This window comes from Ruegeria sp. BI11 (assembly GCF_056538005.1).
The window spans coordinates 229,534-241,422 of record NZ_JBQFSM010000001.1; the positions used below are offsets into that span (position 1 = coordinate 229,534).

The window sequence follows — 11,889 nt, forward strand, 5'->3', positions numbered from 1 at the left end:
GCTTTGAACATTCAGGTTGTTTATAACCTTATTTCTGCGGCAGAGGCCCGATCATCATGATCATCTGACGACCTTCCATTTTGGGCATGTTTTCGATCTTGCCCAACTCTTTGACGTCCTCGGCCACGCGTTCAAGCAATTCGCGACCCAGATTCTGGTGGGCCATCTCACGACCTCGGAAACGTAGAGTGACTTTGACCTTGTCGCCATTTTCGAGAAACTTAAAAACATTCCGCATTTTGACGTCATAATCATGCGTATCGGTGTTGGGCCGGAATTTGACCTCTTTCACCTCAATGATCTTTTGCTTCTTACGGGCTTCGCTTTCGCGTTTCTGCTGTTCGTACTTGAACTTGCCGAAATCCATAATCTTGCAGACCGGAGGATTCGCATTCGGCGAAATCTCGACCAGGTCAAGCCCGGCGTCAGCGGCCATTTGCATTGCTTTGGCGGGATGAACCACCCCGACGTTTTCACCTTCGGCGCCAATAAGGCGAATTTCGGGGGCACGGATCTTGTCATTGACGCGCGGGCCAGTGTCTCGTTGCGGCGGCGCGTTGTGAGGTCTGCGAGCTATGGGTTCATTCCTTTGATAATTGCAGAATTTCGAGCCCGGAATTTAGACTGCTGCGCGTCTTGTTTCAAGCGCGAACCTTGCCGAAACGGCTCAATAAATCAGGTTTAACAGCAGGTTTATGCGCAGGCCATGGCCGTTCCAGTGGCCCGCGCGATTGGATCAGCCGACAAAGGCCTTTTCGATCACGAATTCCTTGGGCTCGGAATTGGCACCTTCGCGCAGGCCGAATTCTTCCAGAATAGCCTTGATGTCCAGATTGAAGGCCAGCGAACCGCAGACCATGGCGCGGTCTGTGTCAGGGTTGATGCCACCTTCGATGCCCAGATCGGCAAACACGGTTCCGTCTTTCAACAGGTTGGTAATGCGGCCCATCTTGGGGCTCTCTTCCCGGGTGGTGGTGGGGTAATAGCGGATCTTGTCGGCAAAGCCTTCGCCCATCAACTCGGCCAGCATTTCGTCTTGGCGGATGCTGTCGATCAGCTGACGGCCATATTCCAGTTCCGCAACTTCGCGACAGGTATGCGTGATGATGATCTCGTCATAATCCTCATAGGTCTGCGGCTCGCGCAGCAGTGAGGCGAACGGAGCAAAGCCAGTGCCGGTGGCGAAAAACCACAGGCGCTTGCCAGGCAGTAGGGCATCATGGACCAGCGTGCCAACAGGCTTGGGCCGCAGGATGATCTGATCACCCGGCTTGATGTGCTGCAGCTTCGAGGTTAGCGGACCGTCCTGTACTTTGATCGAGTAGAACTCCAGCTCTTCGTCCCAGGACGGCGAGGCGATGGAATAGGCGCGCAGCAACGGCTTGCCATTGTCGCCCAGCAGGCCGATCATCACGAACTCGCCCGAGCGGAACCGCAGCGAGGCGGGGCGCGACACCTTGAACGAGAACAGGCTGTCGGTCCAGTGTTTGACGTCTGTTACGGTCTGGGCATCCGGCAGAACGGGGGCCTTCACAGTGGTTGCTTCGGTCACGGGCTTCATCTCTGTCATGGTTTCATTGTCGGTCAGCGTGACCGGCATCTCCGTTTAAACGTTGTTTCAAGGCAGGAAAAGGGGACAGTTTGCCCCCGTTCCTTCACAAGCTGGCGATGGCGGTCTTAACCGCGCAGGCGGGCCTGGTAGTGATGTTCTTTCCAGTTGGCACGGGCCAACCATTGGTCTTCGGTCTGGCGGTTGGCCAGCGCGTGATCGATTTCAACCTCGTCAAAGCCACTGCGGCGGGCCATGGCATATTGGTCGGCCAACACGTGCCCCTTGGCGCGCAGGCGACCGGTATAGCCCTTCAGGCGCAGAACGCGGGCAATGGTGAAGCCTCGACCATCAGCCGAGGATGGAAAATCCACACGCACCATTTTGGCGTTACCCAAGCGGTCAAACAACTCATCCGGGTCCGTATCTGAAGCCACATCAAGCGCGACGACATCATTGGCCGCATCTTCCAGTGTGACAAATCCATCGGTCCAGTCATCGGGGGCGAACCCCGTATCCGTTACGATTACGTTCATGATCTCTCTCCAACGCGAACCATCTTGCCATCGACAAAATGGATGCCGCATTCTTCCTTGTTCTGGTCGCGCCAGCGTCCGGCGCGGGGGTCTTCGCCCTCTTTGACCGGCGAGGTGCAGGGCGCACAGCCGATCGAAGGGTATCCTTTGGCCACCAGCGGATGCCGGGGCAGGTTGTTTTCTTCCATATAGGCCCGAACATCCTCGGGCGCCCAATGGGCCAGAGGGTTGACCTTGATCCGTCCGGTGCCGTCTTCGACCTCGAAGAAGTCGAGCGTGGCCCGCGTGCCCGACTGAAACCGTTTGCGCCCGGTGATCCAGCCATCAAATCCCATCAGTGCCTTTTGCAACGGGAAAGTTTTGCGCAGGTTGCAGCAGGCATCCGTATCGCTCAGGCGCAGCGCGCTATAAGGATCGTCGCGTTCTATGTCTTCATCATCGGCGCGGATGACCTGGACATTTGTCAAACCCAAGCGGTCGCTGACATCCTGCTGGTATTCCAGGGTTTCCGGGAACAGCAATTGCGTGTCCACGAACAGCACCGGCGTCGCTTTATTCACAACCGCAGCCATGTGCAACAGAACAACCGATTCCGCCCCGAAAGAGGAGACCAGAGCAAGCTCGTCTATCTCCTCGATCGCGCCGTGCATCACGTCATGTGCACTGTGGTGGCGAAACTGGGCGTTCAGCGATTCGACCTGTTCGGTCAACTCAGCGCGGTCTTTACCCAGTTCCGTCTGGATTAAGTCAAGCGGCATTGGCCTGCGCCTCGGGGTAGAGGGCAGCCTTGAACGGAGCCATACCAACCCGACGGTAGGTTTGCAGGAACGTCTCCTCGGAGCTTTCGCGTTGTTCCAAATACGTCTCAACGATGCGTTCCACGGCAGGCACGATCTGATCGTAGGCAAAGCCCGGACCAGTCCGGTCACCGATGGCAGCCGTTTCAGTGGCGTCACCGCCCAGCGTGATCTGGTAGTTTTCGACGCCAGCGCGATCCAGGCCCAGGATACCGATGTTCGCAACATGGTGGTGACCACATGCGTTGATGCAGCCCGAGATCTTGATCTTCATTTCGCCGATATCATTCTCAAGCTTCAGCTCGTCGAACCGTGTTGCGATCTGCTGCGCGACAGGGATCGAGCGGGCGGTCGCCAGCGCGCAATAGTCCATTCCGGGGCAGGCGATGATGTCGCTGATCAGGCCAATATTGGCGGTGGCCAGATCATACTCTTTCAGCTTGGCATGAACTGCAGGAAGGTCCGACTTGTGGACATGCGGCAGGATCACGTTCTGCTCGTGGCTGATGCGCAGTTCGCCATAGCCGTATGCATCGGCCAGATCGGCCATCGCACGCATCTGGTCTGCCGAGGCGTCGCCGGGGGTCGCGCCGGGTTTCTTGATCGAGATAGTGACGATCGCATGATCGGCATCGCGGTGCGGTGCGATATTGGTGTCGATCCACGACCGGAACACCGGATCGTTGGTATAGGCTGACTCGAAGGATGCAACCGATGCCTTGCGGAACTCTGGCGGCGCAAAGTGGCCCTTGATCTCTTCCAGCAGGGACATATCGGCGCCTTTGAACTGCTGGCGCACCTGCAGGAAACGCTCGTTCACGCGGGCGCGGATCGTGTCGATACCGTTTTCATGAACGGTGATCTTGATACGAGCCTTATATTTGTTGTCGCGGCGGCCAATCTGGTTCCAAACCGAGACGATGGATTCGACGTAGGCCAGCAGATCTTCGAACGGAACGAATTCTGACAGCTCTTTGCCGATCATCGGGGTCCGGCCCAGGCCACCACCGATTAACACGCGCGCGCCAACGACGCCGTCGCGCTCGATCAGCTGCAGGCCGATGTCATGTGCCTTGATAACGGCGCGGTCTTCCTCACAGCCGGTCAGCGCAATCTTGAACTTACGCGGCATGAACTGGAATTCCGGGTGGTCGGTCGACCACTGGCGCAACAATTCAGCATAGGGGCGCGGATCAGCAACTTCACCCGCAGCGGCGCCAGCAAAGTGGTCAGCCGTTACGTTGCGGATGGTATTGCCGCTGGTCTGGATCGCGTGCAGGCCAACCTCGGCCAACGAATCCAGCATGTCCGGTACATCGGGCAGTTTCGGCCAGTTGAACTGGATGTTCTGGCGGGTGGTAAAGTGACCGTAGCCCCGGTCCCATTTTTCCGCCAAAAACGCCAGTTTGCGCATTTGATCGCTGTTCAGCGTGCCATAGGGGATTGCAACCCGCAGCATGTAAGCGTGCAGTTGCAGGTACAAGCCGTTCATCAGGCGCAGGGGCTTGAACTCATCTTCGGTCAGCGAACCGTCAAGACGGCGCTCGACCTGGGCGCGGAACTGTGCGTTACGCTCTGCCAGAAAATCATGGTCAAATTCGGAGTAGCGATACATGTCTAGCTGTCCTTGGTTGCAGCCCCGATCCTGAGGGGCCTTGAAGGGGAGAGAGTAGGCCAGAAATTAGGCCCGGGGCTGCGTTTTGGTTTCCTGCTTGCCATGGGCATAGTTGGACGGGCCTGTGCGGCGGAAGTCCTCGCGGAAATGGGTGGGTTCGGGGCCGTTCACGCCAGCAACGGCATCGGCCAGATAGGCGCCGACGATCTTGTTGGCTTGACGTTCGGCATCCAACAGACGGACCTGAGCATGTGCTTCGTCGGTGATCAGTTCTGCATCGGCCAGATCACGCGACCAACGGTCGTCTGCGGTCAGATAGATGACGTCACCCAACAACAGATCGTTAGCGGTGACTACTTTGGGAGTAAAAGCGCGAGCCATCAGGCGTGCTCCTTCTTGAATTCGGTCAGTGCTGCAGCCGCTTGGCGCGGAGCGAGGCCGTAAAAGGTCAGGGTGGGGCCGTACATTTCGGCGGCGGTCAGGTCATTGGGCAGCTGGTCCAGAGTGCTGGCCAGAACACGTTGATCACGGCGCGAGGCGTTTTCGACCAGCGTCACTGGTGTGTCCCGCTCGGCGCCATGCATTATCAGGCGGCCCTGGATGAAGCGGGCGGATTTCTTGCCCATATAGATCGCCGCGACGGAACCAGCGCGTGCCAGCGCATTCCAGTCGTGATCGGCAAAACCTTTCATGTCATGGCCGGTGAGAATACGAACAGATGAGTTGCGGCCACGACGGGTCAGGCTTTGGCCAATCCCGGCGACAGCAGCAGACGCGGCGGTGATGCCCGGTACGATCTGCCATGTGATGCCTGCGGCCTCGACCGCTTCTATCTCTTCGTCCAGACGCCCGAATATGGTGGGGTCGCCAGATTTCAGGCGTACTACACGCTGGCCTTTCAGGGCGTAGTCGACCAGCAGCGCGTCGATGTCTTCCTGTTTCCAGGATGGGCCGAACCCGGCTTTGCCAACATCGACCAGAACAGCGCTCTTGCCCACCAGGGTCAGGACCTCGGGGCTGATCAAGCGGTCATGCAGCACGACATCAGCGCGCTCAAAGGCTTTCAGTGCCTTGAGCGTCAGCAATTCCGGATCACCCGGACCCGCGCCGACAAAGTCGACGTGTCCTGTGCCATCATATGAATGCGTAAGCTGCATGTTTCATTCCGCTTGGTTTGACTTGACCTGCAATATAGGAAATATTCCCGGTAAAACGCCATATGGGCGACCAAATAAGGACAAATGTTCCATAAAGGTCGCCAATCGGGACATTGGTTTCGAAACGAAGGGAAAAATGGAATGTCGGTGCGGATTGATGACACGGATCGGAAAATTCTGGTCGAGCTACAGCGCGACGCCAGTCAGTCGCTGGATGAAATAGCCGCCCGTGTCGGCAGTTCCAAGACCCCAGTGTGGAATCGAATCCGCAAGCTGAAAGGGGCAGGAGTCATCGGTCAGCAGACCGTTTTGCTGGATGCCGAAGCACTGGGGTTTGAGGCTACATTTTTCGTTCTGATCCGAACCTCGGAGCATGAGGCTGATTGGCAGCGTAAGTTCCTCAAGGCCCTGCGTGACCGCCCCGAAGTGCAAGAGGCGCACCGGCTGGCTGGGGATATTGATTACATCCTCAAGGTGAGGGTCAAGAACGCGCGGGCTTATGACGTTTTCTACCAGACCCTGATTTCTGAGGTTCGTGTGCACAACGTGACCGCCTTATTGTCGATGGAAGAGATCAAATCCACTACCATGCTGCCCTTGAATGCGCTGATCGAAAGCTGAGGCGGCCTAAACCTGAACTATCAGCCGGGCCAGGCCGTGGAAATGATAGATGTTCGAATATTCGGGATCGGCGAAAAGGCGAATGTTCGGGCATCGGTCAAACAGCACCTGTAACGCAATTCGCATCTCTAACCGGGCCAGCGGCGCACCGACGCAGAAATGCAACCCGCCTCCGAAACTGGTGTTGGTGACAATAGGGCGGGAGGGATCAAATCGATCCGGGTCGCTCCAGACCGAGGGGTCGCGGTTCGCTGCCCCAAGCAACAGCGCGACTTCATCGCCGCGCTTGAAGTTGTGGCCGTAAACTTCGACGTCTTCATAAGCGTAGCGTGTGAACATATGCAGGGGCGGGTCGTAACGCAGGATTTCCTCAACCAACCGGTCCGGTTCATAGTTCCGGGGATCAAGCCCCAGTTGCAGAACTGTTTTCACACCGTTGCCCAATGAATGAACCGTCGCCTCATGCCCTGCGTTCAGCAGCAAAATGCATGTCGCGACGAGTTCGTCGTGAGAAAGTTTTTCGCCGTCTTCCTCGGCTGCAATCAGGCGGGTGATCAGATCGTCCTGAGGATCCGTTCGGCGCTGTTCGATGTATTCCGTGAGGAACAGATTGAAAACACGCGCGGCATCTGCGGCCTCGTCCTCGGTCTGGCGTGTCCGGCTGGCCTGATACATCGCCACCATAGCATGAGACCAACGCAAAAGATCGGGCGACATCTTTTCGGGTACACCCAGAAGTCGGCATATGGTGATCACGGGAACCTGTGTGCAGAACGCATTCAACAGGTCGAACGGCGTGTCGGGAAAGCGATTGATCAAGCTGTGGCAGAGATCGTGAAGAGAAGGCTCCAACGCAACGATTGCGCGCGAGGTAAAGGCATGCATGACCAGCGCGCGCAGTCGCGTGTGACGGGGCGGTTCTGCTTCGAGCAGCGAATGCGCCTCAACGGTTAACCAAGGCGCCAGATGAGCGGGACCAGGGCGTTGCAATTCAGCGGGAATCTCTCGGCCAAAGCGGCGATCCTTCAGCAAGGCCTGCACGGCCCGATTCGAGACGGCCGCGACTTTGTTGTAATCGTCCCAATACACAAGGTCTCCGTGCGTACGAGCCGCATAATAGAACGGATAAGGGTTTTGCACGAAATCCGGTTCAACCGGGGATTGGAACACCGTCTTCATGCACGGCAGACTTGCCATGCGGCGTGGCGAATGCAAGACCCTATGTCATGCAAAGGGTTTGGGTGATCTTGGGTTTTCTGTGTGCTGTCGGGCTGTTGTCCGCCGGAGTGTGGTCTTATGGCTACCGGCAGGCGCTGTCCCAGCTTAGTGAAAAGGCTGAGGCAGATCTGGAACTGGCAGCTGACCGATTGAGCACGCAGTTGCAGGTGTATCAGGAACTAGCCGTACTAATGGCAGGGCATCCTGACCTGCGTAATCTGAACAATCCTGTGGATTTGGCGATCGCGCGGGCCTTGTTGCTGGAAGTTGCTGACAAAACTGCGGCTGTAGACGTCCTTTATGCTGACGCGTCGGGGCGAGTTCTGGCGGCAGCCCATGACGTTGTGGGTGGCAACGTTTCGGGCCAGCCCGCGTTCGAGCGTGCTATGCAGGGCGCTTTGGGCAGCTCTCACGGTGTGCTTCCCAGGATGGGAAACCGAATTTTCACCTATGCTGCCCCGGATTTTGCACCCAACGGCATAGTGTCGGGTGCATTGATTGTCATCGCCGATGTCGAAGCTATCGAACAGACTTGGCGTGGCAGTACCGAAGCAGTCTTCTTTGTCGATCGCACCGGGTTGGTTTTCATTTCCAACCGTTCCGAGCTGTTGTTTTGGCAGCGCGCTGAAGGACAGTTGGGATTGATCCCTCCGAGCGGGGAGCAGGTGGTATTTGCGGAAACCCGGATTGGACCGTTCGAGCTGTGGCAATTGGGGTGGGGGCCGTATTTGCCGAAGCGCGCGCTGCACCTTAGTCGGGATTTGCCGGTCATCGGTATGACGGGTGAGGTGGTTATGGACGTGGCCCCGGCTCGGCGTCTGGCCGGATTGCAGGCTGCCACTGTCGCTGCAATCTGTCTGGCCTTTGGCGCCTTGTTGTTTCTGGCGACTGAACGCAGGCGCACCCTGACCGAGGCCAATGCGGAACTTGAAACCCGTGTCGCTGAACGCACCCACGCTCTGACCGCTGCGAACAGTGCTTTGCGCCGCGAGGTGCACGAACGGCAAGAGGCTGAAGCCGCGCTAAAACACGCTCAGGAAGAGCTTATTCAGGCCGGCAAGCTAAGCGCTCTGGGTCAGATGTCAGCAGGTATCAGTCATGAGTTGAACCAGCCCCTGATGGCGATCCGACAATTTGCCGACAATGGTGCTGCGTTCCTGTCGCGGGGCCGTACAGAAAAGGCTGGCGAAAACCTGACACGTATTTCCGACATGGCCGCCCGAATGGCACGGATCATTAGGAACCTCCGCGCCTTTGCCCGCAACGAAAGTGAGCCTATGGGTAAGGTCGATCTGGTTCAGGTAATTGACACAGCCCTAGAGTTGACTGAGGCGCGCTTGCGGTCGGAAAGCGTCACAATGAAGTGGTCCCCTCCGAAAGGACCGGTATATGCGTGGGGCGGAGAGGTTCGGTTGGTTCAGGTCTTTGTGAACCTGATCAACAACGCCGCAGATGCGATGAGCCAACAGGACGACCGTCTTATTCATATTGCTATAGACACCGGAGAAAAGCTGGCCGTTACAGTCCGAGATATCGGACCGGGCATTGAGAATACCAAAAAATTGTTCGAACCATTTTATACGACCAAGGCGGTTGGATCGTCTGAAGGGATGGGTCTTGGTCTTTCGATCTCGTATGGTCTAGTGCAGAGCTTTGGTGGCAACATCCGTGGTTCCAACGCGCAGACAGGGGCGATGTTTACTGTCGAACTTGAGTATTACCGGGAAGGTAAAGTGGCATGACGCGCAAGGTTCTATTGGTAGATGATGACGCCGCTGTGCGCGAGGCACTGGCGCAGACGCTGGAATTGGCAGACTATCATCCGGTCACGGCGGGATCGTTTGTGGCGGCCAAGGATCACATCCGTGACGATTTTCCGGGTGTCATCGTGTCGGATATTCGCATGCCGGGACGGGACGGGTTTCATCTATTGAACTACGCGAACGAGGTCGACCCGGAGCTGCCAGTCATCCTGTTGACGGGAGAGGGGGACATTCCCATGGCCGTTCGGGCTATGGGGCAGGGTGCGTTCGACTTTCTGGAAAAACCCTGTGCGGCCGCGGACCTGCTTGAAGTTTTGGGGAAAGCTTTTGCCGCCCGAGTGCAGATTCTGGAGCAACGCGCTTTGAAGAAAGAGCTGGCGCGCGGTGATCCTGCCGCTCGTTTGCTGTTCGGTCTGTCAGCACAGGCCGAAGCGCTGAGAGAACGTGTTCGGACCGTTGCCCCCACCGGAGCCGAAGTGTTGGTCACGGGGCCTGCGGGCAGCGGGATTTCAAAAGTGGCCGAGGTCATACACCTTATGTCGCCGCAAGGGCAGGGATCGTTCGTAAAACAGCCGTCGTCGGGTCTAACGCCCGAGGCGCTGGTTCAGGTCTGCGAAGACGCCTCCGGTGGCTCTTTGTTTCTGGACGAGATATCGGCAATGCCCGAGGCCACTCAGTATGCAGCGTTGGAGTTGGTCGAACAGGGCGTGGGCGCGCGCATTCTGGCCGGGACGACAGTTGACCTTGCCATCATGTCCGCTGAGGGGCAATTCCTAGCGGACCTGTTTTACCGTTTGGATGTGATGCGTGTACGCATCCCGTCATTGGCCGAACGACCCGAGGATATTCCAGTGATTTTTCGCCACTACGTGGCACAGGCGGCCGAGCAGGCTGGTATTGCCGAGCCCGAGATATCCTCGGAACATCTGGCAACGCTCATGGTCAGGGAATGGCCCGGAAACGCTCGGTCTTTGATGTCAGCCGCGATGCGTTTCGTACTTGGCATGCCGGAGGAAGTCTCGCAGGTCGCCGATCTGGGGTTGAGCGAGCAGATGGCGCGGGTTGAGAGGTCTTTGCTGATTGCAGCGCTGGGGCGGCATAACGGTAAGGCGTCTGACGCGGCAAAGGCGCTGAAGCTACCGCGCAAAACCTTCTATGACAAGCTGGCCCGGTATCAGATTCGCCCCGAGGATTATCGTAGATAACCACAGAATCTCCCGCCTCCTTTGACCGCATTATCATGCGGTTAAAGGCGTTGGGCTGGGCAGCCCGCTGACGCGGGCTGCGGTTGGTGCAAGCGGGGACGGGTCTGATTCGGCCGAGTTGATTCGAATGGAGTGCGGAAATCCGCACAAGGCTTGTGAAGCTTGTGCGAATTTCCGCACAGTGAATGCTGGTGAGCAATTAGTGCACCTAAAGGTAATCTTTTAACTATTTAATTTAAAAGGGAAGAATGAAGAATTTAGTGCGCCGTAACAAAATGTTGAGCCAGAACAGCTGATTCAGTTCACTTCCCGGCATGCGGCGCTGAACTGGCGCCAATTGGAGTATCCAGGAAGTCCGGGAGGAAAAGACTGATGAAATTTCTGACGACGGCTGCAACGGCAGTAGCTCTGTCCGCAATTGCGACAACAGGCATGGCGGCATGCGACGATGGTGAAATCGTTGTAAAGTTCGCGCATGTCACCAACACTGACAAACACCCCAAAGGCATCGCGGCATCGCTTCTGGAACAGCGCGTAAATGACGAGATGAACGGCGTGATGTGCGTTGAGGTCTATCCGAACTCGACGCTTTATAACGACGACAAGGTGCTTGAGGCAATGCTGCAGGGCGACGTCCAACTGGCTGCACCGTCACTGTCAAAATTCGAAAAGTTCACCAAACAGTTCCGCCTGTTTGACCTGCCATTCATGTTCAAGAACATCGATGCCGTGGATGCATTCCAGGCCTCGGCGGAAGGTCAGGCGATGAAAGACAGTATGCAGCGCCGTGGTCTGCAGGGGCTGGCGTTTTGGCACAACGGCATGAAGCAGATGTCGGCCAATAAGCCGCTGGTTGATCCGTCTGACGCGGATGGTCTGAAGTTCCGCGTTCAGTCCTCGGACGTACTTGTGGCGCAGATGGAAGCCATTGGTGGCAGCCCGCAAAAAATGGCGTTCTCGGAAGTGTACGGCGCGCTGCAGCAGGGTGTTGTGGACGGTCAGGAGAACACCTGGTCGAACATCTACGGTAAGAAGTTCTTTGAGGTTCAGGACGGCATCACCGAAACCAACCACGGCATTATTGATTACCTGGTTGTAACCTCCGTGGACTGGCTGGACAGCCTTGATCCGGAAGTGCGCGATCAATTCCTGACCATTCTTGGTGAAGTGACCGAGACCCGGAACAAGGAAGCCTTTGCTGTGAACGAAGCGGCCAAAGCCTCGATCACGGATGCTGGCGGTATCATTCGCGATCTGAACCCCGAACAGCGTCAGGCTTGGGTTGATGCGATGAAGCCGGTTTGGGACAAATTCGCCGACGACGTGGGTCAGGACAAGATCGACGCCGCTCAGGCAATTAACGCCGGGTTCTGATCCCGGTACAGGCCGCGCGTCAGGGGGCTGGGGAGTTGCTGACGCGCAGGCCGG

General features: G+C 57.2%; 12 protein-coding genes. 4 read left to right on the forward strand and 8 right to left on the reverse strand.

Annotated features, from left to right (window positions below; genetic code table 11):
* Window positions 1-28 precede the first annotated feature (28 nt).
* The 7 genes from infC to cobA all read right to left on the reverse strand — a co-directional run bounded on the left by infC (window position 29) and on the right by cobA (window position 5,654).
* Window positions 29-619, reverse strand: coding sequence for a translation initiation factor IF-3 (gene infC / locus ACR0DT_RS01055; RefSeq protein ID WP_480709647.1), 591 nt, complete (start codon window positions 617-619; stop codon window positions 29-31).
* Window positions 620-736: 117 nt separating this feature from the next.
* Window positions 737-1,570 carry a ferredoxin--NADP reductase gene (locus ACR0DT_RS01060; protein WP_480708969.1) on the reverse strand — a complete coding sequence of 278 codons (834 nt, stop codon included), beginning with the start codon at window positions 1,568-1,570 and terminating at the stop codon, window positions 737-739.
* 107 nt (window positions 1,571-1,677) lie between these two features.
* Window positions 1,678-2,085, reverse strand: a complete 408-nt coding sequence (locus ACR0DT_RS01065; RefSeq protein WP_480708970.1) for a DUF934 domain-containing protein — start codon at window positions 2,083-2,085, stop codon at window positions 1,678-1,680.
* Window positions 2,082-2,843 (reverse strand): phosphoadenylyl-sulfate reductase, encoded by a 762-nt coding sequence (locus ACR0DT_RS01070; RefSeq protein ID WP_480708971.1) that lies wholly within the window; start codon window positions 2,841-2,843, stop codon window positions 2,082-2,084. Before ACR0DT_RS01070 ends, ACR0DT_RS01065 begins: the two co-directional genes overlap by 4 nt.
* Window positions 2,833-4,497 carry a nitrite/sulfite reductase gene (locus ACR0DT_RS01075; RefSeq protein WP_480708972.1) on the reverse strand — a complete coding sequence of 555 codons (1,665 nt, stop codon included), beginning with the start codon at window positions 4,495-4,497 and terminating at the stop codon, window positions 2,833-2,835. Before ACR0DT_RS01075 ends, ACR0DT_RS01070 begins: the two co-directional genes overlap by 11 nt.
* Before the next feature lie 66 nt (window positions 4,498-4,563).
* Complete coding sequence (locus tag ACR0DT_RS01080; protein ID WP_480708973.1) at window positions 4,564-4,878, reverse strand: DUF2849 domain-containing protein; 315 nt, start codon at window positions 4,876-4,878, stop codon at window positions 4,564-4,566.
* The gene (gene cobA / locus ACR0DT_RS01085; protein WP_480708974.1) at window positions 4,878-5,654 is read right to left on the reverse strand and encodes a uroporphyrinogen-III C-methyltransferase; all 777 of its coding nucleotides are present in this window, start codon (window positions 5,652-5,654) and stop codon (window positions 4,878-4,880) included. The genes ACR0DT_RS01080 and cobA overlap by 1 nt, the downstream gene beginning before the upstream one ends.
* Window positions 5,655-5,795: 141 nt before the next feature.
* Here cobA and ACR0DT_RS01090 point away from each other — a divergent pair, with 141 nt between their 5' ends.
* Window positions 5,796-6,275: an Lrp/AsnC family transcriptional regulator gene (locus tag ACR0DT_RS01090; protein ID WP_480708975.1), complete on the forward strand. Its 480-nt coding sequence runs from the start codon at window positions 5,796-5,798 to the stop codon at window positions 6,273-6,275.
* A 6-nt stretch (window positions 6,276-6,281) separates the two neighbouring features.
* Here the strand turns inward: ACR0DT_RS01090 and ACR0DT_RS01095 are convergent, their stop codons facing one another.
* A complete protein-coding gene (locus ACR0DT_RS01095; protein ID WP_480708976.1) occupies window positions 6,282-7,454 on the reverse strand; it encodes a cytochrome P450 in 1,173 nt (390 codons plus the stop codon).
* Window positions 7,455-7,501: 47 nt separating this feature from the next.
* Here ACR0DT_RS01095 and ACR0DT_RS01100 point away from each other — a divergent pair, with 47 nt between their 5' ends.
* The 3 genes from ACR0DT_RS01100 to ACR0DT_RS01110 all read left to right on the forward strand — a co-directional run bounded on the left by ACR0DT_RS01100 (window position 7,502) and on the right by ACR0DT_RS01110 (window position 11,835).
* A complete protein-coding gene (locus ACR0DT_RS01100) occupies window positions 7,502-9,235 on the forward strand; it encodes a sensor histidine kinase (protein ID WP_480708977.1) in 1,734 nt (577 codons plus the stop codon).
* Window positions 9,232-10,461 carry a sigma-54-dependent transcriptional regulator gene (locus ACR0DT_RS01105; protein ID WP_480708978.1) on the forward strand — a complete coding sequence of 410 codons (1,230 nt, stop codon included), beginning with the start codon at window positions 9,232-9,234 and terminating at the stop codon, window positions 10,459-10,461. The genes ACR0DT_RS01100 and ACR0DT_RS01105 overlap by 4 nt, the downstream gene beginning before the upstream one ends.
* A 372-nt stretch (window positions 10,462-10,833) precedes the next feature.
* Window positions 10,834-11,835 carry a DctP family TRAP transporter solute-binding subunit gene (locus ACR0DT_RS01110; RefSeq protein WP_480708979.1) on the forward strand — a complete coding sequence of 334 codons (1,002 nt, stop codon included), beginning with the start codon at window positions 10,834-10,836 and terminating at the stop codon, window positions 11,833-11,835.
* Window positions 11,836-11,889 lie beyond the last annotated feature (54 nt).